General features: G+C 66.2%; 22 protein-coding genes. 8 read left to right on the forward strand and 14 right to left on the reverse strand.

All coding sequences use genetic code 11. The features are described 5' to 3' along the window. Nucleotides 1–457: 457 nt before the first annotated feature. The gene (gene gltA / locus LPW26_RS23285; protein ID WP_238738099.1) at nt 458–1,762 is read right to left on the reverse strand and encodes a citrate synthase; all 1,305 of its coding nucleotides are present in this window, start codon (nt 1,760–1,762) and stop codon (nt 458–460) included. Between the two features lie 148 nt (nt 1,763–1,910). After that, a complete protein-coding gene (gene gltX, locus LPW26_RS23290) occupies nt 1,911–3,332 on the reverse strand; it encodes a glutamate--tRNA ligase (RefSeq protein WP_238738100.1) in 1,422 nt (473 codons plus the stop codon). 155 nt (nt 3,333–3,487) lie between these two features. Here gltX and LPW26_RS23295 point away from each other — a divergent pair, with 155 nt between their 5' ends. Continuing rightward, nucleotides 3,488–5,188, forward strand: coding sequence for a glutamine--tRNA ligase/YqeY domain fusion protein (locus tag LPW26_RS23295; RefSeq protein WP_238738101.1), 1,701 nt, complete (start codon nt 3,488–3,490; stop codon nt 5,186–5,188). A 49-nt stretch (nt 5,189–5,237) separates the two neighbouring features. Then, the gene (locus LPW26_RS23300) at nt 5,238–7,544 is read left to right on the forward strand and encodes a ComEC/Rec2 family competence protein (RefSeq protein WP_238738102.1); all 2,307 of its coding nucleotides are present in this window, start codon (nt 5,238–5,240) and stop codon (nt 7,542–7,544) included. A 3-nt stretch (nt 7,545–7,547) separates the two neighbouring features. Here the strand turns inward: LPW26_RS23300 and lexA are convergent, their stop codons facing one another. Then, nucleotides 7,548–8,255 (reverse strand): transcriptional repressor LexA, encoded by a 708-nt coding sequence (lexA, locus tag LPW26_RS23305; protein ID WP_238738119.1) that lies wholly within the window; start codon nt 8,253–8,255, stop codon nt 7,548–7,550. A 166-nt stretch (nt 8,256–8,421) separates the two neighbouring features. Then, entirely contained in the window at nt 8,422–9,633 is a 1,212-nt protein-coding gene (locus LPW26_RS23310) for a molybdopterin molybdotransferase MoeA (protein ID WP_238738103.1), read from the reverse strand. Between the two features lie 200 nt (nt 9,634–9,833). Between LPW26_RS23310 and LPW26_RS23315 the strand changes: the two genes are divergently transcribed. After that, the gene (locus tag LPW26_RS23315) at nt 9,834–10,190 is read left to right on the forward strand and encodes a hypothetical protein (RefSeq protein ID WP_238738104.1); all 357 of its coding nucleotides are present in this window, start codon (nt 9,834–9,836) and stop codon (nt 10,188–10,190) included. A 248-nt stretch (nt 10,191–10,438) separates the two neighbouring features. On the opposite strand, the gene LPW26_RS23320 is transcribed toward LPW26_RS23315, so the two are convergent. Further along, the gene (locus LPW26_RS23320) at nt 10,439–10,909 is read right to left on the reverse strand and encodes an acyl-CoA thioesterase (RefSeq protein WP_238738105.1); all 471 of its coding nucleotides are present in this window, start codon (nt 10,907–10,909) and stop codon (nt 10,439–10,441) included. A 31-nt stretch (nt 10,910–10,940) separates the two neighbouring features. Beyond that, nucleotides 10,941–11,567 (reverse strand): HAD family hydrolase, encoded by a 627-nt coding sequence (locus tag LPW26_RS23325; RefSeq protein WP_238738106.1) that lies wholly within the window; start codon nt 11,565–11,567, stop codon nt 10,941–10,943. 241 nt (nt 11,568–11,808) lie between these two features. Here LPW26_RS23325 and LPW26_RS23330 point away from each other — a divergent pair, with 241 nt between their 5' ends. Next, nucleotides 11,809–12,663 (forward strand): OmpA/MotB family protein, encoded by an 855-nt coding sequence (locus LPW26_RS23330; protein ID WP_238738107.1) that lies wholly within the window; start codon nt 11,809–11,811, stop codon nt 12,661–12,663. Nucleotides 12,664–12,717: 54 nt separating this feature from the next. On the opposite strand, the gene LPW26_RS23335 is transcribed toward LPW26_RS23330, so the two are convergent. Together LPW26_RS23335 and LPW26_RS23340 are read right to left on the reverse strand one after the other, a co-directional pair. Further along, complete coding sequence (locus LPW26_RS23335; protein ID WP_238738108.1) at nt 12,718–12,966, reverse strand: PilZ domain-containing protein; 249 nt, start codon at nt 12,964–12,966, stop codon at nt 12,718–12,720. 328 nt (nt 12,967–13,294) lie between these two features. Further along, the gene (locus LPW26_RS23340) at nt 13,295–13,909 is read right to left on the reverse strand and encodes a TetR/AcrR family transcriptional regulator (RefSeq protein WP_238738109.1); all 615 of its coding nucleotides are present in this window, start codon (nt 13,907–13,909) and stop codon (nt 13,295–13,297) included. Between the two features lie 48 nt (nt 13,910–13,957). On the opposite strand from LPW26_RS23340, the gene LPW26_RS23345 reads away from it, so the two are divergent. Beyond that, a complete protein-coding gene (locus tag LPW26_RS23345) occupies nt 13,958–14,806 on the forward strand; it encodes an oxidoreductase (RefSeq protein WP_238738110.1) in 849 nt (282 codons plus the stop codon). Nucleotides 14,807–15,042: 236 nt separating this feature from the next. Here LPW26_RS23345 and LPW26_RS23350 read toward each other — a convergent pair whose 3' ends face one another. Continuing rightward, complete coding sequence (locus LPW26_RS23350; protein WP_238738111.1) at nt 15,043–15,540, reverse strand: Hsp20/alpha crystallin family protein; 498 nt, start codon at nt 15,538–15,540, stop codon at nt 15,043–15,045. A 226-nt stretch (nt 15,541–15,766) separates the two neighbouring features. Between LPW26_RS23350 and LPW26_RS23355 the strand changes: the two genes are divergently transcribed. Next, nucleotides 15,767–16,249, forward strand: coding sequence for a hypothetical protein (locus LPW26_RS23355; protein WP_238738112.1), 483 nt, complete (start codon nt 15,767–15,769; stop codon nt 16,247–16,249). A gap of 116 nt (nt 16,250–16,365) precedes the next feature. Here the strand turns inward: LPW26_RS23355 and LPW26_RS23360 are convergent, their stop codons facing one another. From LPW26_RS23360 to paaA, 3 genes are all read right to left on the reverse strand, one after another. Then, nucleotides 16,366–18,936 (reverse strand): cation-translocating P-type ATPase, encoded by a 2,571-nt coding sequence (locus LPW26_RS23360; RefSeq protein ID WP_238738113.1) that lies wholly within the window; start codon nt 18,934–18,936, stop codon nt 16,366–16,368. Between the two features lie 38 nt (nt 18,937–18,974). Beyond that, entirely contained in the window at nt 18,975–19,490 is a 516-nt protein-coding gene (moaC, locus tag LPW26_RS23365; RefSeq protein WP_238738114.1) for a cyclic pyranopterin monophosphate synthase MoaC, read from the reverse strand. 343 nt (nt 19,491–19,833) lie between these two features. Then, entirely contained in the window at nt 19,834–20,817 is a 984-nt protein-coding gene (paaA, locus tag LPW26_RS23370) for a 1,2-phenylacetyl-CoA epoxidase subunit PaaA (RefSeq protein WP_238738115.1), read from the reverse strand. Between the two features lie 161 nt (nt 20,818–20,978). On the opposite strand from paaA, the gene LPW26_RS23375 reads away from it, so the two are divergent. Next, complete coding sequence (locus LPW26_RS23375; RefSeq protein WP_238738116.1) at nt 20,979–21,653, forward strand: TetR/AcrR family transcriptional regulator; 675 nt, start codon at nt 20,979–20,981, stop codon at nt 21,651–21,653. 303 nt (nt 21,654–21,956) lie between these two features. On the opposite strand, the gene paaK is transcribed toward LPW26_RS23375, so the two are convergent. Together paaK and paaI are read right to left on the reverse strand one after the other, a co-directional pair. Then, on the reverse strand, nt 21,957–23,288 hold the full coding sequence (paaK, locus tag LPW26_RS23380; RefSeq protein ID WP_238738117.1) for a phenylacetate--CoA ligase PaaK: 1,332 nt from the start codon (nt 23,286–23,288) through the stop codon (nt 21,957–21,959). Nucleotides 23,289–23,299: 11 nt separating this feature from the next. Further along, a complete protein-coding gene (gene paaI / locus LPW26_RS23385) occupies nt 23,300–23,701 on the reverse strand; it encodes a hydroxyphenylacetyl-CoA thioesterase PaaI (protein WP_238738120.1) in 402 nt (133 codons plus the stop codon). A gap of 218 nt (nt 23,702–23,919) precedes the next feature. Between paaI and paaZ the strand changes: the two genes are divergently transcribed. Next, a complete protein-coding gene (gene paaZ, locus LPW26_RS23390; RefSeq protein ID WP_238738118.1) occupies nt 23,920–25,959 on the forward strand; it encodes a phenylacetic acid degradation bifunctional protein PaaZ in 2,040 nt (679 codons plus the stop codon). Nucleotides 25,960–26,250: the final 291 nt, after the last annotated feature.

The raw sequence follows: 26,250 nt of genomic DNA on the forward strand, positions 1-26,250 counted from the left end.
GGCGGGTCGCGCCGCCTCTAAGGATGGGCCACTCGTGCCGCGTGGCCCCATCCTTCGAGACGCCCGGCTTCGCCGAGCTCCTCAGAGCCTGTCTCAAAGCTAAGGCCGCATTCTCGGCCACATTTTGCAGTCGCTTAGTTTGCTCATAGCCTCCGTCATGGCCGGGCTTGTTGTTTAGTCCGGGGACATCGTTGTCCCGGCCATCCACGCCTTTTCTGGATGCCCGGCACAAGGCCGGGCATGACGCGTGGATAGGGAAAGTGCTCGAATTTGAAGTCGGAGTTTCAGGCCAGGCTCTCAGGACGAGGACGCAGCGCTTGTGGAGAGGGCGATAGCGTTCAATTCATCGATGAATTGCTCCAGTCGCCGTGTGCGTAGTTGCTGATACTGCGGCAACTCCACAAACGAAAAGGACCGGCGCGAGGCCGGTCCTTTGAGGTTGTGCGGTGCGTGAACCTCAGCCGCGCTTGTCCATATCGACGTAGTCGCGGGTGGTGGCGCCGGTGAAGAGCTGGCGCGGACGGCCGATCTTCTGCTGCGGATCCTCGATCATCTCGCTCCACTGGCTGATCCAGCCGACGGTGCGGGCGACGGCGAACAGCACGGTGAACATGTCGGTCGGGAAGCCCATCGCCTTCAGCGTGATGCCCGAATAGAAGTCGACGTTCGGGTACAGCTTGCGATCGATGAAGTACTGATCGCTGAGCGCGATCTTCTCCAGCTCCATCGCGACCTTGAGCAGCGGATCGCCGTGGTGACCGGTTTCTGCCAGCACTTCGTGGCAGACCTGCTGCATGATCTTGGCGCGCGGATCGTAGTTCTTGTAGACGCGGTGGCCGAAGCCCATCAGCCGCACCGACGAATTCTTGTCCTTCACCTTCGAGATGAAGTCCGGGATGTTGTCGACGTCGCCGATTTCCTTCAGCATCTGCAGGGCGGCTTCGTTGGCGCCGCCATGTGCCGGGCCCCACAGGCAGGCGATGCCGGCCGCAATGCAGGCGAACGGGTTGGCGCCCGACGAGCCGGCGATGCGGACCGTCGAGGTCGACGCGTTCTGCTCGTGGTCGGCATGCAGCGTGAAGATCTTGTCGAGCGCGTTCGCCAGCACCGGATTGACAACGTACTCCTCGCACGGCGTGGCGAAGCACATCCGCATGAAGTTGGCAGCGTAGCCCAGCGAGTTCTTCGGATAGATGAACGGCTGACCGACCGAGTACTTGTAGGCCATCGCGGCCAGCGTCGGCACCTTGGCGATCATCCGGATCGAAGCGACCATCCGCTGGGTCGGATCGTTGATGTCGGTGGAGTCGTGGTAGAACGCGGCCAGCGCGCCGACCGAAGCCACCATCACGGCCATCGGATGCGCGTCGCGGCGGAAGCCGTTGAAGAACCGCGACATCTGATCGTGCACCATGTTGTGGCGCGTGACGCGATAATCGAAATCTTCCTTCTGCGCCTTGGTCGGCAGCTCGCCGTACAGCAGCAGATAGCAAGTCTCGAGGAAGTCGCCTTTCTCGGCGAGTTGTTCGATCGGGTAACCGCGATATTGCAGAACGCCTGCGTCACCATCGATGTAGGTGATCTTCGACTGGCAGCTGGCCGTCGAGGTGAACCCCGGATCGTAGGTGAACATGCCGGTCTGGCCGTAGAGCTTGGCGATGTCGACGACATCGGGGCCAACTGTCCCGGTCAGAATGGGAAGATCGTAGGTGTTGTTTCCAACCGTGAGCGTTGCTGTCTTGTTGTTGGTCGTTGCGTCCATCGTGTGGTCCCCGATGTCGTTGTCGAAACCAGCGGCGACGCACCGAAGATGCGAGCGAGACTGGTTGGCCTAAAAGCACACGCGGAATGCGTAGCTTATTGCCGTGTGCACCGCAAGACGGCCCGATTGCGGGCCTCTCCTGCAGCCGCTAAGCAGCTTGATCCGCCAGTCGCGACAGGCATTCGTCGCGCCCCAGCACCGCCAGAACGTCGAAAATCCCGGGCGAGGTGGTCCGCCCCGTCAGCGCTACCCGCAGCGGCTGCGCCACGGCGCCGAGCTTGAGCCCGGCCTGGTCGGCGAAGGCGCGCATCGCCGCCTCGGTGGTCGCTGCCGTCCAGGGGGAAACGTCCTCGAGCGCGGCTCGTAAACGCCCGATCAGCTCCCGGGTTTCTGGAGTCAGAACGGCCTGTCCCTTGGGATCGACTGCAAGCGGCCTGCCGGCGAGAATGAAGCCCGCATTGTCGAGCAGTTCCAGCAACGTCTTGGCGCGCTCCTTGAGCCCGGGCATCGCCTGCAGCAATTGGGCGCGGGTGGTTTCGGTGAGCCGGGCGGCGATCGCCGGGCCCTGCGGGATGTAGTGCAGCAGGTCTTCCAGCAGGGTCACGAGGGATTGATCGTCGCTCTGCCGGATGTAGTGGCCGTTGAGGCTCTCCAGCTTGGCAAAATCGAACCGCGCGGCCGAGCGGCCGATAGCCGGGAGATCGAAGGCGTCGATCATCTCCTGCGTGGTAAATATTTCCTGATCGCCGTGGCTCCAGCCGAGCCGGACCAGATAGTTGCGCAGCGCCGCTGGCAGGTAGCCCATCGCGCGGTAGGCGTCGACGCCCAGCGCGCCGTGGCGCTTCGAGAGCTTCGAGCCGTCCGGGCCGTGGATCAGTGGGATATGCGCCATCACCGGCAGCTCCCAGCCCATCGCGTCGTAGATCTGCTTCTGCCGCGCCGCATTGATCAGGTGGTCGTCGCCGCGGATGACGTGAGTGACGTCCATGTCGTGGTCGTCGACCACGACCGCCAGCATGTAGGTTGGCGTACCGTCGCCGCGCAGCAGCACCAGATCGTCGAGATTCTCGTTCTGCCAGGCGACGCGGCCCTGCACCTGATCGTCGATCACCGTCTCGCCGCTGAGCGGGGCTTTCAGCCGGATGGTCGGCTTGACGCCCTCCGGGGCTTCGGCCGGATCCCGGTCACGCCAGGTGCCGTCGTATAATTTGGACCGGCCCTCGGCACGGGCCTTGTCGCGCATCGCGGCGAGCTCGTCGGCGGTCGCGTAGCAGCGATACGCCTTGCCCTCGGCAAGCAACTGCTCGGCGACCTCACGGTGCCGGGCGGCGCGAGCGAACTGGTAGACGGTGTCGCCGTCCCACTCGATGCCCAGCCATTTCAGGCCGTCGAGAATGGCGTCAATCGCCGGTTGAGTCGAGCGCTGGCGATCGGTGTCTTCGATTCGCAGCAGCATCTTGCCGCCGTGCTTGCGCGCGTACAGCCAGTTGAAAAGTGCGGTGCGGCCACCGCCGATGTGGAGGAAGCCGGTGGGCGAGGGCGCAAAGCGGGTGACGACAGGACGGGTCATTCGATACTGGGATTGGAACGCGCCGGAGCGGCGCGCAGGGTGTATAGCAGGATCGGCGCATAACTAAAGTGGTCCGCGACCCGTACGGGGGTTGGCGCGGGCCCCCGGATTTGGCAGATACCGCCTCGGGTTCCGATAGGAAGAAAGATCGATTGATGACCACGGCAGACGCAACGACCGAGCCAGGGCGCGACTTCATCCGCGACATCGTCCAGGCCGATCTGGAGGCCGGCAAGCACCGGACGGTGGTGACCCGGTTCCCACCGGAGCCGAACGGCTACCTGCATATCGGGCATGCGAAGTCGATTGCGCTGAATTTCGGGATCGCCCAGGAGTTCGGCGGCCGCTGCAACCTGCGCTTCGACGACACCAACCCGACCAAGGAAGAGCAGGAATATATCGATTCCATCCAGGCCGATGTCCGCTGGCTCGGCTTCGACTGGGGCGACAACGTCTTCTACGCGTCGGACTATTTCGACCAGCTCTACGCCTGGGCCGAGCTGATGATCCAGAACGGCGACGCCTATGTGGACGACCAGTCGCAGGACGAGATCCGCGAAAGCCGCGGCACCCTGACCGAGCCAGGTAAAAACAGCCCGTTCCGCGACCGCTCTGTCGAGGAGAACCTCGATCTGTTCCGGCGGATGAAGGCTGGCGAGTTTCCGAATGGCGCCCGCGTGCTGCGCGCCAAGATCGACATGGCGTCGGGCAACATCAATCTGCGCGACCCGGTACTGTACCGCATCCTGCACGCGCATCATCCGCGGACCGGCGAGGCCTGGTCGATCTATCCGAGCTACGACTACGCGCACGGCCAGTCGGACGCGATCGAGGGCGTCACGCATTCGATCTGTACGCTGGAGTTCGAGGATCATCGGCCGCTGTACGAATGGCTGCTGTCGAAGCTGCCGGTGCCGTCGCAGCCGAAGCAGTACGAATTCGCGCGCCTCAACATCACCTATACGCTGCTGTCCAAGCGGGTGCTCACCGAACTGGTGCGCGGCGGCCATGTCGCGGGCTGGGACGATCCGCGGATGCCGACCATGGCAGGGATGAAGCGGCGCGGCGTGCCGCCGGCTGCGATCCGCGATTTCGTCAAGCGCATCGGCGTCGCCAAGGCCAACAGCGTGGTCGACGTCGGCATGCTGGAATTCTGCATCCGCGAGGAGCTGAACCGGACTGCGGAGCGCCGGATGGCGGTGCTACGGCCGCTGAAGGTGGTGATCGAGAATTATCCCGAGGGGCAGACCGAGGAACTCGAGGCGATCAATCACCCGGACGATCCCTCTGCGGGCACCCGCAAGATCACATTCGGCCGCGAGATCTATATCGAGCAGGACGACTTCATGGAGACGCCGCCGAAGAAGTTCTTCCGGCTGTTTCCTGGCAACGAGGTGCGGCTACGCTATGCATACTTCATCAAGTGCCACGAGGTGGTGAAGAACGAGCAGGGCGAGATCGTGGAACTGCGCTGCACCTATGATCCGGAGACCCGCGGCGGAAACGCGCCGGACGGTCGCAAGGTCAAGGGCACGATCCATTGGCTGTCGGCTGCGACCTCGGTGCCGGCCGAGATCCGGATCTACAATCAGCTGTTCGCGAATCCCGCGCCGAGCGCTGCGACCTTTGCGGCCGATCTCAATCCGCAATCGCTCGAAGTGCTGACCGACGCGCGGCTCGAACCCGAGATGGCGGCGAGCAACTCGACCGAGCCGATGCAGTTCGAGCGACAGGGCTACTTCGTCCGCGACAACGACTCGACCGCCGCCAAGCCGGTGTTCACCCGCACCATCGGGTTGCGCGATACCTTCGCCAAGGAGGTCGGCGGTAAAAGTGATAGTTCGCGCCGGCGATGATTGCCGGCGCTCGCAGTCTGCTCCAGTCTGCATGCTCGCCTGATGGAGTATGCGTGCGGTGGAGCGGGGGCGAGCCAAAGCCAGGACGTGGCCGACGCGGCCCGCGCGCGTATCCGCGCTGGAGCCGTGGGGGGCGTCGTTCTGGGCTGCGATTGTCGGCCGGCTGCGGGATTGGGTGCAGGCTGAGGCCGGGCCGGGACGACTGCTGCCTTACGTGCCGGTCGCGTTCGGCACCGGGATCGCGCTGTACTTCGCTGCCGAGCACGAGCCGATCGCCTGGGTCGCCGGTGTCGCGGCTGCCACGCTCGGGATTGTCGCGATTCTGCTGCGTAGAACCCGCGCATTTCCAGCTGTGCTGCTGATCGCGGCTTTCGCGGCGGGCTTCGCGACCGTGGCGCTCAAGGTACAGCGGATCGCGCATCCGGTTCTGGACAAGCCGGTCCAATCCGTGGCGCTCAAGGGCTTTGTCGAAACTCACGAGGAGCGCGAGCGCACCGATCGCTTCGTGCTGCGTATCACCGAGATGGATGCCGCCGGACGAGCGCCGACGCTGCGCCGTGTCCGCATCTCGGTCCGTAAGGGTGCGGCGCCGGCGGTCGGCAGCTTCGTGGCGATGAAGGCGCGGCTGTCGCCGCCGCTGTCGCCGCTACGTCCGGGCTCGTACGATTTCGGCCGGGATCTGTATTTTCAGGACATCGCGGCGTCCGGATTTGTACTTGGTAGTATCACCGCGATCGATCCTCCGAGCGACGGCGGTTGGCGGCTGCGTTACGCGGCGATCATGCAGGGGCTGCGCGACTCGATCGATGCGCGTATCCGGACCTCGCTCGAGGGTGATCAGCGCGCCATCGCGACCGCTTTGCTAACGGGACGTCGCGACGCGATCACAGCGCCGGTCAACGATGCGATGTTCATCTCCGGGCTCGGCCACGTGCTGTCGATCTCCGGCTATCACATGGCGGTGGTGGCCGGCGTGGTGTTCTTCGTGGTGCGCGCGCTGCTGGCGCTGATGCCCGCGCTGACGGTGACGTTTCCGATCAAGAAGGTCGCGGCCGCGGCGGCGCTGGGCGCCGCGGGGTTCTATCTCCTGCTATCCGGCGCCGAGGTCGCGACTCAGCGCAGCTTCCTGATGACTGCGGTGGTGCTGATCGCCGTGATGGTCGATCGCCGCGCGATCACATTCCGCACGCTGGCGATTGCCGCAATGATCGTGCTGCTGATTGCGCCGGAATCGCTGGTGCATCCGAGCTTTCAGATGTCTTTCGCGGCGACGCTCGGGCTGGTCGCGCTGGTGCAGATCGGCATGCCGGCGCTGTTTACGCGCGCCGATAGTTCAGCAACGGCGCGCGCGGCGCTGTGGGGCGGACGGGAAATCGTGACGCTGGCGCTGGCGTCGCTGGTCGCCGGTTTCGCGACGATGCCTTACGCCGCTTATCACTTCCACCGCATCACGCCATATGGCGTGATCGCCAATCTGCTTGCAATGCCGATGGTGTCGGCGGTGGTGATGCCCGCGGGCCTGCTCGGGCTCGCGGCGATGCCGTTCGGGTTCGACGGCGTATTCTGGCGGATCATGGAGGTCGGCATCGACTGGATGATCGTCGTGGCGCTGTGGGTCGCGACACTACCGGGCGCGGTCGGCCGGTTGGCTGCATTCGGCGCCGGGCCGCTGCTGCTGGCCTCACTCGGCATCGTGCTATTCGGGTTGCTGCACACGCCGCTACGCTATGGCGGCGCGCTCCTCATTGTTGCCGCGAGCGGCTGGGCGCTGTTGACGCCGCAGCCGGAGATCCTGATCGCCGGCGATGGCCGGCAGGTCGCGCTGCGCGGCGCTGACGGGCGGCTGCGGGTGATGCAGAGCGGGAGCGATGTCTTCCGGATCAAGGAATGGCTCGCGGCCGATGCGGATTCGCGTATGCCGGATGCGGCGTCGCTGCGGGATGGCGTGTCGTGCGATGCGGATGGTTGCGTGGCGGCGCTCGCCGATGGCGGGTTGGTCGCGCTGTCGTTCCGTTTCGATGGGCTGGCAGACGATTGTGCGAGGGCGAGGGTGGTGGTGACGCTGGCGCAGCCGCCGCCGGACTGCGCGGCGCGCTTGGTCAGTGGCGATCAGCTCAAGAGCAACGGCGCGCTGGCGTTGTGGCAAACTGGGGGCAGGGCACGAAACCGCGACAGCGGCTTCGCCATCGAGGCGGTGCGACCGCAGAGTCGGGATCGGCCATGGTCGCCTGCGCCGGTTACCGCCGCGGCAGCGGCCAACTTGCAACCGACCTCACCATCGCCCGGCGGATCGCGGCCACGTCCCGCACCGGTCGATGCGACGCCTGCGCCGGCCGATCAGGCGGCCGAAGATTGAGCCTTAGTACTTGCGATACAGCCCGATCAACTTGCCCTGAATACGAACGCGGTTGGGCGGCAGGATGCGGACTTCGTAGGCGGCGTTGGCGGGCTCGAGCGCGATCGAGGCGCCGCGGCGACGGAAGCGCTTGAGCGTGGCTTCCTCCTCGTCGATCAGCGCGACGACGATGTCGCCGGTATCGGCGCTCTCGTTGCGTTGGATCAGCGCCATGTCGCCGTCGAGGATGCCGGCTTCGACCATCGAATCGCCGCGCACTTCCAGCGCGTAGTGTTCGCCGGCACCGAGCATCTCGGGCGGCACGCTGATGGTGTGGCTGCGGGTCTGCAGTGCTTCGATCGGCGTACCGGCGGCAATTCGGCCCATCACCGGGACGGCGACGTTGCGGTCGGTCTCGTGCTCGGCCGGCTGTGGGCTGGGCGGCCGAACCCTGCCGAGGTTGCCTTCGATCACGCTCGGCGTGAAGCCGCGGCGACCGCCGCCGCTATTCCCGCCGAGATCGGGCAGCTTGATCACTTCGATGGCGCGGGCGCGGTTGGGCAGGCGGCGGATGAAGCCGCGCTCCTCCAGCGCAGTAATGAGTCGGTGGATCCCCGATTTGGAGCGCAGATCCAGCGCGTCTTTCATCTCGTCGAAGGAAGGCGGGACGCCAGCCTCCTTCAGCCGCTCGTTGATGAACTTCAAGAGCTCAAATTGCTTGCGCGTCAGCATCTCGACCATTCCCCAATTCGGCGCCGATCGCCTGCGGCTCCACTCATCGCAGCGCGGACCGCCTGCAACGATGACCACATGAATCGAAACAAATCATGAACGAACACTATCTGTTCGGCATGTGTTCCGCAACCACTTAATTGGCCGGATGCAAATACGCCGATCGCTATAGCGGCAACTTAAGGATGTCGCAGGTCTCGCCGGCTACGGCATTTGTCGCATGCGGCGGCCGGATGATCAGTGCCTGCGCCGCCGACAGCCGCGCCAGCAGCGACGAATCCTGGCGATCGACCGGCATCGCGACCAGACGGCCATCGTCGCCGGCTTGCAGATGCGCCCGCAAATAATCCTCGCGCCGATCATTGGCAGCCAGCGCTGCGCCGAGCACCGCCGGCTCGCGGCGATGCATGACGTCGGTCCTGCCCGACAGCGCGCGTAGCAGCGGCACCATGAACAGGAAGGCGCAGACATAGGACGAAACCGGATTGCCCGGCAGGCCGATCACGCGCATGGGGCCGAGGCGGCCATGCATCATCGGTTTGCCGGGGCGCATCGCGATCTTCCAGAACGCGATCTGCGTGCCTTCCGCTTCGAGCGACTGCTTGACCAGGTCGTGGTCGCCAGCGGACGCGCCGCCGGTGGTGACCAGCAGATCCACGCCGAGATCGCGGGCCTTGCGGATCGCTGCGGTGGTGGCCTCGACGGTGTCGGCGGCGATGCCGAGATCAATCACCTCGGCGCCTTCGCTGCGGGCCAGCGCGCGCAGCGCGTAGCCGTTGGAGTACACGATCTGGCCGGGCTGCAGCGTGCTGCCCGGCATCACCAGTTCGTCGCCGGTGGCGAGCATCGCCACGCGCGGCCTGCGGTACACCGGCAATGTTGGGTGGTTCATGCCGGCGGCGAGGGCGAGATCGCGGTCGCTGAGCCGATGGCCGGCGGACAGCAGGAACTCGCCTTCGGTGAAGTCCACGCCGGCCGCACGGATGTGGCGCCCGGGCCGCGCCGCTTCGGTGATCGTCACCTGATCGCCGTCGCGCTGCGTGTCTTCCTGGATCACCACGGTGTCGGCCCCGTCGGGAATCACGCCGCCGGTGAAGATCCGAAGCGCCTGACCCGGGCCGACGCCGAGCGTCGCAGGCTTGCCGGCGGCGATTTCGCCGATCACGGTGAGCCGCGCCGGCGCGGTGGCGACATCGGCCGCGCGCACGGCGTAGCCGTCCATCGCCGACATCGGCTGCGGCGGCTGGGTCCGCAATGCGGCGAGATCGCGCGCCAGCACGCGGCCATGCGCGACGTCGAGCGCCGCCATCTCCTCGGATAACCCGCTGGCGCCGTCGAGCACCGCGGCGAGCGCATCGGCAACCGGCATCAGTGCCATCGGACGGCTCCAGGGCGGGCAAGGGTGAGGTGTGGCGCGCGGCGATGCATACAGCTCATACATCGGCTTTATGTGCGCCGGGCCGCTCGCGCAAGCTCCGTCGCGGCGCCGCAGGGTCCAACGAAATCCTAATTGTCGGATGGGGATCGGCGGCGGTAGGACCACATGGTCGACGAATCCGGCCGGCGAGAGGAACGCAGATGGGTGACGATTTTGCCAAATGGCTGCTGCGGATCGTCGGGGTGATCGGCCTGATCGCGTTCGGCACCACCTATGCGGTCCGGCACGACTGGAGCCAGGGCTGGATGCCGTCGGCCAATCCCGACTACGCGCCGCCGGCGGCGACCGCGCCTGAGACGGCGGCCACTGCTCCCCGAGCGGCACCGGTGCAGGCGCCAGGACCAGCCATTAGCACGCCGGTGGCCGCGCCTGCGACGCCGTCCGCCACCACTGCACCGACCGCGTCACGTGCCAACGTCCCTTGCCAGCCGATCGGCCGCACCGCCAAGGGCGAGCTGGTGTATTCGATGGACTGCCGCTCGCTGCCGGCGCCATAGTCCGTCGCGGGGCCGACCTCATGGCGGGAGGCGCGTAGCGCCGTCTCGAAGCACGGGCCATCGACGATGCGTTTTGCCTCGTCATGACCAGCCTTGTCCCGGGCATCCACGCCTTGCAGCAGAATTCGCCAGAAAGTCGTGAATGGCCGTGACAAGCCCGGCCATGACGACCTCCATAGGCCGCGCAATCAACCGTACGCGTTCATGCGGGAGGGGCGCTACGCGCTGGGCATTCGATCGGCGACCGCTTACTTGCCGTCATCCTTCCCCTGCACCATCACCGGCAGATACACGGCGGAGAATTCCGGGGGCAGGCGGCGGGGGCGGCCGCTGGAGAGTTCGATGCAGACGAGCTCCCAGCGGCCGCGCATCACGGTGGCGCGGTCGCGCAGGCGGATCAGCTGGAAGCGGCGCTCCATCAACAGTTTGCCGTCGCTGCCGTAAATCCAGGTGCCGAGCAGCAGTTCGTCGCCGAGATGGCTCGGCAGCAGGTAGTCGTATTCGCCGCGGCGGATCGCCATCGCGCGGTCGATCCGCTGCCAGTCGGCGAGCGCGAGGCCGAGCGCTTCGGAATGTGCCCAGCCGACGCTGTCGCACCAGCGCACATAGACCGAGTTGTTGGTGTGATTGAGCCCGTCGATGTCGGCCGGGCCGGGCACCATCGTCAGCGTGAATGGGTTCGGATGGTCCCAGTCGAGGGCGGTCGCGGCGTCGGTCATGGCGGTCTTCAGCAGTCGTTCGAATGGGCCGTCACAGCCCGAGTTGATCGAGCGCCTGCGCGACGTCGGCGCTGGAGCGGACGTGCACCGCCTTAAGACCGTGCTCGCGCGCAGCTTCGGTGTTTTCGGCCAGATCGTCGAAGAACACAATGCGCTCCGGGCGCACGCCGATCGCCTTGACGACGAAGTCGTAGGCCTCGGCATTGGGTTTGCGCATCCCGATCCGCGACGACAGAAACATCTCGCGGAAATGCACCAAAAGATGCGCGTAGTGCTCGGAGAAGTGGGCGATGTGCGCGTCGTTGGTGTTGGATAGCGCGTACAGCGGCAGGCTCCTGGCGGCGCGCGCGAGCAGCGGGCCGATGCCCGCCATCTCGCCGATGAAGATCGCGTTCCAGCCTTCGCGAAGCGCCTCGTCGGACAGTTCAAGCCCGAGTACCTCGCGGACCGCCGCGAAGAATTCGGCGTCGGTGACGTGGCCGGTCTCGTAGCGGTGGAACGTGTCGTTGCTCGCCAGGCGCATCAGCGTGGCGGAGGGATCGCTGCCGAGTTCGACCGCCCAGGCCTTCAGCGTGCGCGCGAGGTCAAAATCGATGACGACGCGGCCGAGATCGAAGAGCAGCGCATCGGCCGCGCCGGGGGAAAGGGGAGGTGTCATACCGAAGGCCTAGCAGGAGCGTGGGACATTGGCGAGATGTCGACGGAAGTCTACTATCGTGCAGAAACATTGAGGTTCCACGACAACCGTTTTTTCATGCGTCGCCGCCTAAAACAGCACAGCTGCGCAGCATCGGGCGTCCAGGCTCGACGCACGCGCTGCCGGATCCATCAGCGGCGATCGCTATGCGCGTCGGAAGTCATTCTTTGTTGGCCATCTGTCGGTCGCCGGGTCGTCTGCGATGCTGAGCGGAGGCGGTCGCGCGGGTGGCAAGAAGAAGATCGAGGAGGATCAGGCGAGCGGTCACGGCTGGTTCGTGACCTTCGCCGATCTGATGGGCCTCCTGGTCAGCTTCTTCCTGGTGCTGGTGTCGTTCTCAACGCAGGATCTGCACAAGATGCAGATCGTCGCCGGCTCGATGCGTGATGCGTTCGGCGTGCAGCAGGAGTCGCGCTATTCGGGAGTCGTCGAGACCGATGGCGTGCCGATGCAGGGCAAGGTCCGAAGTAAGATGAACGTGGCGCCCGATCAGTCCTCCGCCACGCCAAGTTCGCTCGATGGTGCGGCTGCTGCGGCTGCCTCGGCGCAGACAAAGGCTGAGCGTGAGTTCGCTTTGGCGTCGGCGTCGCTGCGTCAGGCGCTGATGGATTTACCGGAACTCACCGAGCTGTCGAAGAACATCGTGTTCGAGGAAACGCCGTCAGGGCTCAATCTCGAGCTGACCGATCAGGATGGCAGGCCGATGTTTCCCGACGGTTCGGCCACGCCCTACGAGGCTGCGCGGCTGCTGATCGCGCGGCTGGCGGCGCCATTGCGCGCCACGGCGCTGCGAATTTCGATCATCGGCCACACCGCCTCGGTGCCGATTTCCGGCAACGAGAATTACGACGCGTTCGATCTGTCGACGAGCCGCGCCAATGCGGTGCGGCAGATCCTCAAGCGGGAGGGTCTGGCGTCGAACCGGGTGATGTCGGTGGCCGGCAAGGGCGACGGCGAACCGCTGTTTCCGGAAACGCCGATGCTGGCGGCCAACCGCCGGGTCACAATCAGCCTGCTCCGAGAAAACCCGCCGCTGCCACCGGATCTGCAGCGCTGAGGGTGCGAAGGTGATAGGTGCCGTTCTTCAGCGTGTAGTCCGCCGCGCTGGCATTCAGAACGCGACGCCGACGCGGCGGGCCTTGCGCCAGACGGTGCGGCATTTCTTTTTGGTGCCGCCGTGCAGGAGTTCGAAGCGCTGGGGAAGGGTGACATCGGAGGTTAGTTCGATGCAGGCACCGCCGGCCGAGTAATCGACCACGTGACACGGCACCACCGGCAGCTTGGGGCCGATGATCAGGCTTGCGGCGCTCGAGATCGGCCCGCCCGAACGCACTCGCGCAAATCGTCGCTCCTGGACCATCCCCAACTCTCGCACTACGAGCTTGCTACTCCGCGCATTGCACCTCGAAAGTTGTTAAATTCTATTGTCTCGGACGATCGGCACCAGGAACAATTCGAGATTGCCCCGCGGGTGCCAATGAAAATGATGAACAGAGTATTGCGGCAGGCTGCGCTGAAACTTCCATTCCTAACCCGGCAGCTGCCCATATTGAGACGAGAGTCTCACCCGCCGGCGGCAGTCGTGCCGCGCGAATTGCGTTCACCGCGTGGAGCAGTGTCATGTCGCCTTGCCGAGGTTTCCGACTGACGAGAGTGGGTGTTTGGGGGCCGGCCGCTTCGAGCCCAGGTCACCTGGCACCATGCGCTTCCGTGAAGCCAAGCAGCAAGGTGCTGGCGAGCTCTCGCGCAGTCGGTGCAAGCGCCTCGTCGGGCAGCTCGCCCGCTGTCCAGAACGAAAGCACCCCGCGAAACGCGAAGGCGAGTTGTCCCGGCAAGCTGCGTAGCGCCTGATCCCGCCGCGCCGCGATCAGTCCGTCGCCGGCGCCCAGCGCAAGTGTCCAGAGTGCGGTCGAACGCGCCCAGACCTGTCCGGGCGAAGAACTGGCGGTGCCAAGCCAGCCCATGACCGCGCGGTTGACCCCCGGCTCCTCCAGCATCACGGCAGCTGCCGTATCGATCGCCAGCATGACGCGCTCGGTGGTGTCCGTCAGTGGCGGCGCGGCTACAAAGCGGCTTTCCATCGTCTCGATCCGACGCGCGGAGAGCGTCTGTATGATCGCCGCCTTGCTTCCGAACTGGTTGAACGGCGTCGCAAAGCTGACGCCGGCCTCGGCGGCGAGGTCGCGCATCGAGAAATCGGCCTTGCCGTCGCGAAGCAGCCGCTCGGCAGCGTCGATGACGCGCTGACGAACCGGCTCGCCCCGGAGGCCAGCGGGGGAGGGTTTGATCTTGTCTTGTGTCATGCCGATATCTATATCATGATATAGTAACGTTTCAACGCGGAGTTATCCATGGCACACATTGCCTCCAAGACTTTTCTCATCACAGGCGTCAGCTCGGGTTTGGGCCGCGCGTTTGCCGAAGGCGCGCTGGACGCCGGACATCGGGTAATCGGCACGGTGCGGCGGGCCGATGACGCCGAAGCCTTTGCCGCGCGTGCTCCAGGCCGCGCTCACCCGCTGGTGCTGGACGTGACAGACTTTGACGCGGTCCCGGCGGCTGTGGCGGATGCCGAGCGTCAAGTCGGCGTCGTCGACGTGCTGGTGAACAATGCCGGATACGGTCATGAGGGCGTGCTCGAGGAATCCTCCATGGATGCACTCCAGCGTCAGTTCGCCGCCAACGTCTTCGGTCCGGTCGCGATGATCAAGGCGGTGCTGCCCGGGATGCGCGAACGGCGCTGCGGCCACATCGTCAACGTCACCTCCATGGGAGGCTTCATCACCATGCCGGGAATTACTTTCTACTGCGGTAGCAAGTTCGCTCTAGAAGGCATTTCGGAAGCGCTTGGCAAGGAAGTGGCGGGCCTCGGGATACGGGTGACGGCGCTCGCGCCGGGCCAGTTCCGCACCGATTGGGCCGGCCGCTCGATGGACCGCACGCCGCGCAGCATTGCGGACTATGACGCAGTGATGGATCCGATCCGCGCAGCCAGGCAGGCCAAGAGCGGCAACCAGCCCGGCGACCCGGCAAAGGCCGCGCAAGCCCTGCTCGCGCTGGTGGAAGCTGAGAATCCGCCAACCCGGTTGTTCCTGGGCGATGACGCGCTGGGGCTGGTCAAACAGAAGCTCGAGACGATGAAGACCGAACTCGACGCCTGGGATGTGCTCTCGCGCTCGACCAGCTTCGAGCCTGTTTGATCAGCAGCCAGTCTGGCTTATCAGGATCCCCGCCAGCAGCGACGAACGCCGTACAACCGATTTGTGCGGTTCTGCTTCTGATCAAAACGCCGCCCGATAGGCCCGCTGCGCGCGGCGCTGCGGACCTCGAAGGATGAGCCGCAAGTAGCTTGGCCGCATCCTTCGAGGCGCGCTACGCGCGCGCCTCAGGAGGACGACTCCGCACTTGCGGAGACGGCTTCGCTTTTGCCCGGCGGTTATTTGCCGGGCTGGATCGCGATCCGCTTGGCCGCAGCCGCCGCCGGCTCGGCCTTCGGCAGTGTCACCGTCAGCAGGCCGTTCTTGAACGAGGCGCTGACCTTGTCGGCCGCCACCGCGGAGTTCAGCGGTATTCTGCGTTCGAACCTGCCGTAGAAATGCTCGCTGAATTGCTTGTCCTTGTCCTCGGTGTCGGAGGTCTTTTCGCCGCGGATGGTCAGCGCTCCGTCATCGAGCAGGACTTCGATGTCCTTCTCGGCCAAGCCGGGGACTTCGGCCAGGATCGTCAGCGCCTTGTCGCTGTCGGCGATCTCCAGCTTGGGCCACGACGTTCCGAACGCCGGGAAGCGGGTCGCCAAAGCCGGCGTGTCGAAGCCGCGGAAGACGTCGTCGAACAGCCGGTTCATTTCGCGCTGCAGCGACACGAACGGGTCGCCGTTGAAGGGCGAGACAGATTGACTGCTGCGGCCCCAGGGAATCATCTCTCGCATGTTCATGGATGCCTCCTCATTCCAGTCTTGATCAATCGATGTTCGAAACCAGAAGCGCACCCGCGCCGTGCGGGCGCGCATTCGATCTGGGATGGCATCAGTTGGCGTCAAGGGGCAGGTTGGTAGTCCGATGAGGCGGGTCGAAAAATTTTCCGGCGGGACTTGAAAGCGTCGGCGGTTTTTCTAATTTCCGATCTGTCCCGTTCGAAAGGAGTAGCTCGGGAGGATTGCTATGCACACCACGACGAAAACGGGCCTGGAGCTCCGAACCAGTCCAGGCATCCTCGACCATCCCGCACTGGATCAGCCCGCAACGGGGTACGATCACCCCGATCAGGTGCTGCGTGACGACACGCTGAGCACGGCGGACAAGCGGGCCATTCTCTCCTCATGGGCGTCCGACGCCAACGCGATCGAGCAGCAGCCGTGGCTGCGTGCCGTGCCCGGTTCGGGCCGGACCGTTCCGCTCGCCGCGATTCTGGCGGCGCTGCGCCGGCTCGACGACGGCGAGCCGCCGCCGAAGGGCGGCGCGGCGATCAGGCTGAGCGGCGTGGGCCACCGCGACGACAGCCTGTCGATCGAGCACAGCGAGCCAGTGGGGAGGAGACACTATGGTCTGGCGCAACACTCAAATCACGTTCGATCCCGCGCGGTGTCCCGTTTGCGGCGCGACGATGCGGCTCGCGCGCGTCGAGCCGCGGCCGGTCGGGCGTAGCTTTGAGTTCGAGCGCCACATCTATTGCTGCGACGACTGCGCCAATATCAGCCGCTTCGTGATCGACCGCCAGGCGATCGAACGGCTCTCCGCGTAGCACACAAATGTCGCGGCGATCAGGCTTGCGCCGGTCGCCGCGACGGTGCGCCGCCGAGCCGGCTGCGCCACAGCGGCTTGATAGCTTCGAGCACGATCAGCACCACCAGCGCTGCGAGCGCGGTCAGTGCCAGATCGTCGCCGTGCAGCGGCCCGAACCGGAACAGCTCGCGTAGCCACGGCCAGGACAGGCTGAGGCCGAGCACGCCGCCGACGATGACCAGCACCACCGCGAGCATCGGGTTGGGCCGGCGCAGCGCCGCCAGGATGGACGTCGAGAACGAGCGGTTGACGAAGATCAGGCAGACGAAACTCAGCACCAGTGCAAAGAACGTCAGCGCGCGAAGTTCGGTCTCCGGCATCGCACGGAACTGGCCGATGACAAACACGCCGGCGACCAGTGCGAACACCAGCAGGCCCTGAACCAAACCCCAGCCGATCAGCGCGCCGCTGAACAGCGGCCGGTCGGGCTCGCGGGGCGGGCGGCGCATCACGTCGTCCTCGGCGGTCTCGGCTTCGAACACGATCGAGCAAACCGGATCGATGATCATTTCCAGAAACGCGATGTGGATTGGGCCGAGCAGGATCGGCAGGCCGAACAGCAGCGGCAGCAGCGCGAGGCCGGCGATCGGGACGTGCACGGCGAAGATGAAGCCCATCGCCTTGACCAGATTGTCGTAGATCCGGCGGCCGAGCCGGATCGCCTTGACGATCGATGCAAAGTCGTCGTCGAGCAGCACGATCGAGGACGCTTCGCGCGCCACATCGGTGCCGCGGCCGCCCATCGCGATGCCGATGTGTGCGGCCTTCAGCGACGGTGCGTCGTTGACCCCGTCGCCGGTCATGGCGACGACTTCGCCATCGGCCTTCAGCGTTTCGACGATGCGCAGCTTTTGCTCCGGCATGATCCGGGCAAACACGGTGGTGCGCTTCAGGCGCTGCGCCAGCGCGGCGTCGTCGAGCTGTGCGATCTCGTCGCCGCTGAGGCTGGTGTCCGCGGCAATGCCAGCTTCGCGCGCAATCGCTCGCGCCGTGGCCGGATAGTCGCCGGTGATCATCACCACGCGGATGCCGGCGCTGCGGCAATCGGCGACCGCGGCCGGTACTTGTTCGCGCAGCGGATCGGCGAGGCCGACCAGGCCGAGGAAGTCGAACCGGAAGCCGAGCTGAGTGTCCGGCCAGTCGTCATTCGGATGATCCGCGCGGGCAACGCCGAGCACGCGCAGGCCATCGGCCGCCATCGCGTCGACGGTGCTCGAGAGTTGCTGGAGGTCGGCTGTTGCGAGGCCGCACATGCGCGCAATCGCCTCCGGCGCGCCCTTGGCGGCGACGATGAAATCGCCAGGGTCGTCGGGATCTTGCCAGACCTGGGTGATCGCCAGCAGATCGCGGCGCAGCCCATAGGAGTGCACCATGCTGCGCGTGCCCGCGCCATCGGGCAGATGCTCGCTGGCGAGGCGATGCAGCGCGCGGTCCATCGGGTCGAACGGATCAGGCGCGGCGGCGAGCAGGCCGGTGTCGAGCAGAGATCGAAATGCCGGCGGCAGATCGCCGTCGGTGCGCGGGTGGAAGGCCTCGCCGGACAGCAGCCGCAGTTCGGCGACCGACATCCGATTCTCTGTGAGGGTGCCGGTCTTGTCGGTGCAGAGCACGGTCGCGGAGCCGAGCGCTTCGATCGCGGCAGCGCGGCGCGTTAGCACGCGGGCTTGCGAGATCCGCCAGGCGCCCATCGCCATGAACACGGTGAGCACTACCGGGAACTCTTCCGGAAGCATCGACATCCCGACCGTGATGCCGGCCAGCACAGCGTCGAGCCAGCCGCCGCGCAAGGTGCCGTAGAGCACCACGACCAGAACGCTGAACGCGCCTCCGATGAACCCGAACACCCGCACCAACTTGCGCGTCTGCGTCTGCAGTCGCGGCGGCTCGGTCTGCATCGTGCCGAGTGCCTGACCGATCTTGCCGATCTCGCTGCGCGGCCCGGTGGCGATCACTTGGGCGATGCCGCTGCCGCGGACCATCAGGGAGCCCGAATACACGACAGGCTGATCGTCGCCGCCGGGCCGGCGCGGGATCGCGTCGCCGGCCTCGTCGCGCGCAATCTTGCGGACCGGCAGCGACTCGCCGGTCAGCAGTGACTCGTCGGCCTCGATGTCGTCGGCCTGCAGTAGCACCGCGTCGGCCGCGACGCGGTCGCCCTCCGACAGCACCAGGAGATCGCCGCGCACCACCTCGCGCCCGGCGATGCGCTTGCGCTCGTTGTTCCGGATCACCAGTGCACGCGGACTGGTGAGATCCCGCAGCGCCTCCAGCACGCGTTCGGTGCGGCTCTCCTGAACCACGGTGATGATCACCGACAGGCTGGCGAACACCAGCAGGATGACGGCTTCCTTGAAATCGCCGAGCGCCAGATAGATCACGCCGCCGCCGAGCAGCAGCGCCAGCATCGGCTCGCGCAGAACTTCCAGCACGATGGCGAACAGGGTGCGCCGGTCAGAACGCGGTAATTCGTTGAACCCTTCGGCTTTCAGCCGCGCGCCGGCTTCGGCGTCGCTGAGGCCGGTGAGGGACGAGAGCGGGGCTGTCGGCATCGGCGCGATCTCGGTTCGGATCGGCGCCTAGACTACGCCTATTTGGTGCGCGCGTCTGCGACGTAGTCCCCCGACTTTCCGCCGCTCTTGGCGATCAGCTGGATGCCTTCGATGCGCACGCCGCGTTCGACGGCCTTGATCATGTCGTAGATCGTCAGGCATGCGACCGATACGGCGGTCAGCGCTTCCATCTCGACGCCGGTCGGGCCGCTGACCTTGGCGGTGGCGCGGACGATGCAGCCGGGCAGCTTTTTGTCGGGCGTGATGTCGACGGTGACCTTCGACAGCGCCAGCGGGTGGCACAGCGGGATCAGCTCCGAGGTGCGCTTGGCCGCCATGATGCCGGCGATCCGCGCCGTGCCGAGCACGTCGCCTTTCTTGGCGTCGCCGCTGAGGATCAGCGCCAGCGTCGCCGGCTTCATCACCACGCGGCCCTCGGCCACCGCGACGCGCTCGGTCGCGGGCTTGTCCGACACATCGACCATCCGCGCTTCGCCGCTGCTGCCGATGTGGGTGAGGGCGGGCGAGGGCGATTTGGTCGTCTTCTTAGCCACGGGATGAACTCACGATAGGAGAACGATGAGGGCGCGGCATCGTCACCCTCCCCTGGAGGGGGAGGGTCGGACGGGGCAGCCGTCCGGGGTGGGGTGAAGCCACGGGAGATGAGTCAGCGGCGTAGCACGTCAGGATCGAGAGGCTGTGCCCCCCCCCCCCGCGGGGGGGGGGGGGGGGGGCGCCGCCCCCCGCCCCCCCCCCCCCCCCCCGGGGGGGGGGGGGGGGGGGGGGGGGGGCGTCCCTGCGAGTCTCAGCGGCTCGGCTTCTGAGAGACGCCCCCTCACCCGGATTGCTGCGCAATCCGACCTCTCCCCGCACGCGGGGAGAGGTTAGCGCGGTCGTTTACGCCGCGAGTTTCTTCTTGCGCTTGTCGGCGTAAGCGACCGCCGCTTCGCGGACCCAGGCGCCGTCCTCATGCGCCTTGCGCCGCGCCGCCAGACGATCGCGGTTGCAGGGGCCGTTGCCGGCCAGCACCTGCTTGAACTCGTCCCAGTCGATCGTGCCGTACTCCCAGTGGCCGGTCTCGTCGTTCTTCTTCAGATCGGGATCGGGCAGCGTCAGGCCGAGATAGTGCGCCTGCGGTACGGTGGCATCGACGAATTTCTGGCGCAGTTCGTCGTTGGAGAAGCGCTTGATCTTCCACTTGGTCGAGGTGTCGCTGTGCTGGCTGGCCTGATCGGGCGGGCCGAACATCATCAGGCACGGCCACCACCAGCGGTTCAGCGCGTCCTGCGCCATCGCCTTCTGCTCGGGCGAGCCCTTGGCCAGCGTCAGCATGATCTCGTAGCCCTGCCGCTGGTGGAACGACTCCTCCTTGCAGACGCGGATCATCGCGCGCGCATAGGGGCCGTAGGAGCAGCGGCACAGCGGGATCTGGTTCATGATCGCGGCGCCGTCGACCAGCCAGCCGATCGCGCCGATATCCGCCCAGGTCAGCGTCGGGTAGTTGAAGATCGACGAGTACTTGGCCTTGCCGCTCAGCATCTGATCGACCAGCTCCTCGCGCGAGCTACCGAGCGTCTCGGCGGCGGCGTACAGATACAGGCCGTGGCCGCATTCGTCCTGCACCTTGGCGAGCAGGGCGGCCTTGCGGCGCAGCGTCGGCGCGCGGGTGATCCAGTTGCCTTCCGGCAGCATGCCGACGATCTCGGAATGGGCGTGCTGCGAGATCTGCCGCGTCAGCGTCTTGCGATACGCGGCCGGCATCCAGTCGTTCGGTTCGATCCGCTCCTCGGCGTCGATGCGCTGCTGGAACCGCGCGGCGCGGCCGGCATCCTCGAGGTTGCGATCCTCGGCTTCGGTGGTGTTGAGCGCCTGTGTGTACATGGCTGACCTCGGTGTTTCCTCGCCGGCCGGCGCCTGCAGCCCGACCTTGTTGGAAATATAATTGACCAATTGGACGGTCAATGCAAGTGTCGGAACCGGATCATCCGCGGTGCGTCCGGCGCGCCGCGCCGGCTGGAATCAGCACCAGGGAATTGCACCGCATGGCTCGCACGCGAGCGACCGACTACGATCAGAAACGCCTCGCCATCCTGGCGCGTTCCGCGAAACTGTTCGCCGAGCATGGTTACACCGGAACCTCGATCACCATGATCGCGGATGCTTGCGGCGTCTCAAAGGCGCTGATGTATCACTACTACCGCTCCAAGGATGCGGTGCTGTTCGATCTGCTCGCCGATCATCTGCAGCATCTGGTCGGCGTGGTCGAAGACGCGGCGCGGCAGGCCGAACCGGGCGAGCGGCTGTTCGCGATCGCGGCGGCGCTACTCGAAGCCTATCGCGGCGCCGACGCCGAGCATCAGGTGCAGATCTCCAGCCTGAAACTACTGCCGGCCGAGCAGCAGGACGAGCTCAAGGCGCTGGAGCGCCGGCTGGTGGTGCTGATGTCGGACGCCATCGCCGCGGCGATCCCAGCGGTCGCGGCCAAGCCGCGACTGCTGAAGCCGCTGACGATGTCGCTGTTCGGCATGCTGAACTGGCACTATCTGTGGTTCCGCGAGGGCAAGGGCCTGTCGCGCGAAGCCTATGCGCAGATGGCGACGACGCTGATGATCGCCGGTGCCGAGCAGGCGATCGCTGCGGTGAACGCCGAAGCAGTCAACGACGGCACCGCCAGCCGCAAGAAGACCGCGCGGCCCGCGGTGGCACGACGCGCCTGAATTCCAGCAGACACTCGCTGCTCGTTGGTCATTCCGGGGCGCTCACGACGTGAGCGAACCCGAAATCTCTCACTCGGGTGACCGGCCCCTCGTTCGTCATTCCGGGGCGCCGCGCAGCGGCGAACCCGGAATCCCTGCGCCCTGGCTTCACGGTGAACTACATGAGTGAGATCGACGCACGCTTTGCCGGCTCATCAAGCACGGGGGTTTTGGATTCCGGGTTCGCTCGCTGCGCGAGCGTCCCGGAATGACCGACGAGAGAGCGTGAATTTCGATTAGCCGCAGTCGAGCGCGACCGTCCGCTTACCCCTTCGGCCGCTTGTCGTACACGCGCTTGGCCTTGCCGAGCGATCGCTCCAGCGTATCCGGCGGCACGACCTTCACACTCGTCGAAATCCCGATCGTGTTTTTGATGTACGCCGCGACGCGCTCGGCATGTGGCACCAGTCCCGCGCCGTCCCAGCTTTCGGCGCGGGCCTCGGCCAGCACCGTCATCTCGTCCATCCGGCCGTCGCGGGTGAGTTCGATGATGAAGTGGCCGCCGCACCAGTCGGTGGCGAGCAGGACTTCCTCGATCTGGGTGGGGAACACGTTGACGCCGCGCAGGATGATCATGTCGTCGGAGCGGCCGGTGATCTTTTCCATGCGGCGCATGCCGGGGCGCGCCGTGCCCGGCAACAGCCGGGTGAGATCGCGGGTGCGATAGCGGACGACCGGGAAGGCTTCCTTGGTCAGCGAGGTGAACACCAGCTCGCCTGTCTCGCCGTCGGGCAGCACCGCGCCGGTCGTGGGATCGATCACTTCCGGATAGAAGTGATCCTCCCAGATGTGCAGGCCATCTTTGGTCTCGACGCATTCCTGCGCGACGCCGGGGCCGATCACTTCGGAGAGGCCGTAGATGTCGGTCGCGTCCATGGCGAACGCCTGCTCGATCTCGGCGCGCATCGCGTTGGTCCACGGCTCGGCGCCGAATACGCCATAACGCAGCGAGGAGGCGCGCGGGTCGAGGCCCTGGCGCTTGAACTCGTCGAGGATCGCCAGCATGTAGCTCGGCGTCACGGTGATGACGTCCGGCTTGAAGTCGTTGATCAGCTGCACCTGCCGCTCGGTCATGCCGCCGGAGATCGGCACCACGGTGCAGCCGAGCTTCTCGCCGCCGTAATGCGCGCCGAGCCCGCCGGTGAACAGGCCGTAGCCGTAGGCATTGTGCAGGATCATGCCGCGCCGCGCTCCGGCCGCGCGCAGCGAGCGCGCCATCACGGTCGACCACGTTTCGATGTCGTTCGCCGTATAGCCGACCACGATCGGCTTGCCGGTGGTTCCCGACGAGGCATGGACCCGCACCAGCTGCTCGCGCGGCACCGCGAACATGCCAAACGGGTAGTTGTCGCGCAGATCGGTCTTGGTCGTGAACGGAAATTTCGACAGGTCGCCGAGCTCGCGGAAATCCGACGGATGCACGCCGGCGCGGTCGAACGCGGCTCTATAGTGCGCGACGTTGTCGTAGGCGTGCTTCAGCGACCAGGCGAGCCGCCCGGTCTGCAGCGCCACGATCTCGTCGCGCGAGGCGCGCTCGGAATCGTCGAGTTCGGCAGCGTAGCCGGCCGGTTTGATCTGGTGAACGGTTGCGACCATGGCGGTTTCCCTCAGCGTGGGTGGGGCTCTGTCGGCGGCACCAGCGTTCCGCCGATCGACCGCGAGTGGCCGCGAAATTCGGCGATCACGATGCCGGCTGCGGTGACGGTCACGTCGAAGATGCCGGAGCGGCCGGCGCGATTGATCTCGCGCGCGTTGGCGACCAGCCGCGCGCCGAGCTTGCTCGGCCGGATGAAGGTGATCTGGCCTTGCGCCGCGACGGTGTTGTCGTTGCGCGAATTGCAGGCGTAGGCGAAGGCACTGTCGGCGAGGGTGAAGATGAAGCCGCCATGGGCGATGCCGTGGCCGTTGACCATCTCGGTGGTGATCGTCATCGCCAGCGTCGCGCAGCCGGCGCCGATCTCGACGATCTCCATGCCGAGCGCCTTGCTGGCGTGATCGTTCGCCCACATCGCGTCCGCGCAGGCGCGCGCCAGAGCGTCGGGCGACAAACCCGCGGAGTCGGTCGGGGCGTCGGTCACGTTTCTCTCCCTCGTCGTCCCGGGCTTCGAAAGCCTCTTGAATTGAACGATCGGTCAGTCAATTATTATGCCAACGCATCATCGTGTCAACGGCCGGCGCGGGCGTCAAACCGCGCACCAACAAGGCCGCATCAACGGGGAGGACGACCATGAGCCACACGCTGCAAAGCCATGCGCGCGACCAATGGATGACGCCTGAGCAGGGGCTGGTCGACATTCCCAACGCCATCGACGGCCGCGTTGTTGCCCGTGCGTCCAGCGCCGGGCTGGATTTCGCCGCGATGGTGCGGCACGCCCGCGAGGTCGGCGGCAAGAATCTCCGCGCGATGAATTTTCATCAGCGCGCCGACATGCTGAAGGCACTCGGCGCGTATCTCACGGAGCGCAAGGAGCAGCTCCACGCGCTCGCCGCCGACACCGGTGCCAACCGCCGCGACAACGCCATCGATATCGACGGCGGTCTGGTCACGCTCGCGGCCTTCGCGTCGCGCGGTCGCCGCGACTTGCCGGATGCAGCCTTCATCACCGAAGGCGAGGTCGAAGCGCTCAGCAAGCGCGGCAGCTTCGTCGGCCAGCACATCCTGTCGCCGCTGCATGGCGTCGCCGTGCATATCAACGCCTTCAACTTCCCGTGCTGGGGCCTGCTGGAGAAGCTCGCGCCCGCGCTGCTGGCCGGCGTGCCGGTGATCGCCAAGCCGGCGACCGCGACCGCCTATGTGGCCGAGGCGCTGGTGAAGCTGATCGACGAGTCGAAGCTGCTGCCGCAAGGCGCACTGCAACTGGTCTGCGGCGGGATCGGCGATCTGCTCGATCATCTCGGCGGTCAGGATCTGATCGCCTTCACCGGTTCGCTGGAGACCTCCGAGAAGCTGCGCGCGCATCCGAACGTCGCGCGGCATTCGATCCGCTTCATCGCCGAGCGCGACTCGCTCAATGCCGCGATCCTCGGGCCTGATATCACGCCGGCCGATCTGGAGTTCGACCTATTCGTCCGCGAAGTGGTGCGCGAGATGACCGCGAAGGCCGGGCAGAAATGCACCGCGATCCGCCGCGTGCTGGTGCCGCGCGCGCAGGAAGCTGCGGTGATCGACGCGCTCAAGGCGAAGCTCGCCGAGGTCAAGCTCGGCGATCCGCGCAGCGACGACAAGGCAATGGGCCCGCTGGTCAGCCGCGGCCAGCGCGACGCGGTGCGCGCCGCGATCGCGACGCTGCAGAGCGAGGCCGAAATCGTGTTCGGCGATCCGAGCGCCTGCGACGGCGAAGGCATCGACACGCAGGCCGGTGCGTACATCTCGCCCGTGCTGCTGCGCGCGCGCGAGCCGATGCAGGTAAAACAAGTCCATGCCACCGAGGCGTTTGGCCCGGTTGCCACCGTGCTGGCGTATGACGACGTCGATCAAGCGATCGAACTGGTCCGCCGCGGCGAGGGCAGCCTGGTGGCGTCGTTGTTTACTTATGACGATGCCGTCGCCGAACAGGTGATCCTCGGCCTCGCGCCGTTCCACGGCCGTCTGCTGATCGTCGATCGCGACGATGCGGCGGAGTCCACCGGCCACGGCACGCCGCTGCCGGCGCTGCTGCATGGCGGGCCCGGCCGCGCCGGCGGCGGCGAGGAGCTCGGCGGCCTGCGCAGCGTGTATCACTACATGCAGCGCACCGCGATCCAGGCCTCGCCGCGCCGGCTCGCAAAGCTCACCGGCACCTGGACGCGCGGGGCGCCATCGGCGGCCGCAGCCGTGCACCCGTTCAAGCTGAACTACAACGAGCTCCAGATCGGCCAGAGCATCGAGACCGCGAGCCGGCCGATCACGCTGGACGACATCGAGCACTTCGCCCACTTCACCGGCGACACCTTCTACGCGCATATGGACGAGGCCGCCGCCAAGGCCAATCCGTTCTTCCCCGGCCGCGTCGCCCACGGCTATCTGATCCTGGCCTTCGCCGCCGGCCTGTTCGTCGATCCGGCGCCGGGCCCGCTGCTCGCCAATTACGGGCTCGACAATCTGCGCTTCCTCAAGCCGGTGTCGCCGGACGACACCATCAAGGTGAAGCTGACGGTGAAGCACAAGTCGTCGGCGCGGCGGCCCGAATATGGCGAGGTGCGCTGGGACGTCGAGGTGGTGAACCAGAACAACGAGCCGGTGGCGCGCTACGATCTGTTGACGATGAGCGCCCGGCCTGCGGCCTAGCAGCGCGCTAATCTCCAGCATCGCAGCGCGCTCCCTCTCCCGCTTGCGCGAGAGGGCTGGGGTGAGGGCGACGCGAGCACTGACTCCGTCAGTAGCCCGGATGAAGCGAAGCGAAATCCGGGATGGCATCGACAACGCTCCCCGGATTACGCTTCGCTCCATCCGGGCTACAGACTATCGACAGCTTCCCTTGACAATATTCCTACAAGGACTATAGTCCGTCCATCCCGTCCCAAGGAGAGGGGCGACACGCGATCGTCACGGTTCGCGGGGCGGGGGGCGATGGACGCT

Source organism: Rhodopseudomonas infernalis (genome assembly GCF_022271405.1).
Classification (GTDB): domain Bacteria; phylum Pseudomonadota; class Alphaproteobacteria; order Rhizobiales; family Xanthobacteraceae; genus Rhodopseudomonas; species Rhodopseudomonas infernalis.

Excerpts from the sequence above, each read along its gene's own strand:
- gltA (WP_238738099.1), bottom strand. The coding sequence starts at position 1,762 with ATGGACGCAACGACCAACAACAAGACAGCAACGCTCACGGTTGGAAAC.
- gltX (WP_238738100.1), bottom strand. The coding sequence starts at position 3,332 with ATGACCCGTCCTGTCGTCACCCGCTTTGCGCCCTCGCCCACCGGCTTC.
- LPW26_RS23295 (WP_238738101.1), top strand. The coding sequence starts at position 3,488 with ATGACCACGGCAGACGCAACGACCGAGCCAGGGCGCGACTTCATCCGC.
- LPW26_RS23300 (WP_238738102.1), top strand. The coding sequence starts at position 5,238 with ATGCGTGCGGTGGAGCGGGGGCGAGCCAAAGCCAGGACGTGGCCGACG.
- lexA (WP_238738119.1), bottom strand. The coding sequence starts at position 8,255 with ATGCTGACGCGCAAGCAATTTGAGCTCTTGAAGTTCATCAACGAGCGG.
- LPW26_RS23310 (WP_238738103.1), bottom strand. The coding sequence starts at position 9,633 with ATGGCACTGATGCCGGTTGCCGATGCGCTCGCCGCGGTGCTCGACGGC.
- LPW26_RS23315 (WP_238738104.1), top strand. The coding sequence starts at position 9,834 with ATGGGTGACGATTTTGCCAAATGGCTGCTGCGGATCGTCGGGGTGATC.
- LPW26_RS23320 (WP_238738105.1), bottom strand. The coding sequence starts at position 10,909 with ATGACCGACGCCGCGACCGCCCTCGACTGGGACCATCCGAACCCATTC.
- LPW26_RS23325 (WP_238738106.1), bottom strand. The coding sequence starts at position 11,567 with ATGACACCTCCCCTTTCCCCCGGCGCGGCCGATGCGCTGCTCTTCGAT.
- LPW26_RS23330 (WP_238738107.1), top strand. The coding sequence starts at position 11,809 with ATGCTGAGCGGAGGCGGTCGCGCGGGTGGCAAGAAGAAGATCGAGGAG.
- LPW26_RS23335 (WP_238738108.1), bottom strand. The coding sequence starts at position 12,966 with ATGGTCCAGGAGCGACGATTTGCGCGAGTGCGTTCGGGCGGGCCGATC.
- LPW26_RS23340 (WP_238738109.1), bottom strand. The coding sequence starts at position 13,909 with ATGACACAAGACAAGATCAAACCCTCCCCCGCTGGCCTCCGGGGCGAG.
- LPW26_RS23345 (WP_238738110.1), top strand. The coding sequence starts at position 13,958 with ATGGCACACATTGCCTCCAAGACTTTTCTCATCACAGGCGTCAGCTCG.
- LPW26_RS23350 (WP_238738111.1), bottom strand. The coding sequence starts at position 15,540 with ATGAACATGCGAGAGATGATTCCCTGGGGCCGCAGCAGTCAATCTGTC.
- LPW26_RS23355 (WP_238738112.1), top strand. The coding sequence starts at position 15,767 with ATGCACACCACGACGAAAACGGGCCTGGAGCTCCGAACCAGTCCAGGC.
- LPW26_RS23360 (WP_238738113.1), bottom strand. The coding sequence starts at position 18,936 with ATGCCGACAGCCCCGCTCTCGTCCCTCACCGGCCTCAGCGACGCCGAA.
- paaA (WP_238738115.1), bottom strand. The coding sequence starts at position 20,817 with ATGTACACACAGGCGCTCAACACCACCGAAGCCGAGGATCGCAACCTC.
- LPW26_RS23375 (WP_238738116.1), top strand. The coding sequence starts at position 20,979 with ATGGCTCGCACGCGAGCGACCGACTACGATCAGAAACGCCTCGCCATC.
- paaK (WP_238738117.1), bottom strand. The coding sequence starts at position 23,288 with ATGGTCGCAACCGTTCACCAGATCAAACCGGCCGGCTACGCTGCCGAA.
- paaI (WP_238738120.1), bottom strand. The coding sequence starts at position 23,701 with ATGTGGGCGAACGATCACGCCAGCAAGGCGCTCGGCATGGAGATCGTC.
- paaZ (WP_238738118.1), top strand. The coding sequence starts at position 23,920 with ATGAGCCACACGCTGCAAAGCCATGCGCGCGACCAATGGATGACGCCT.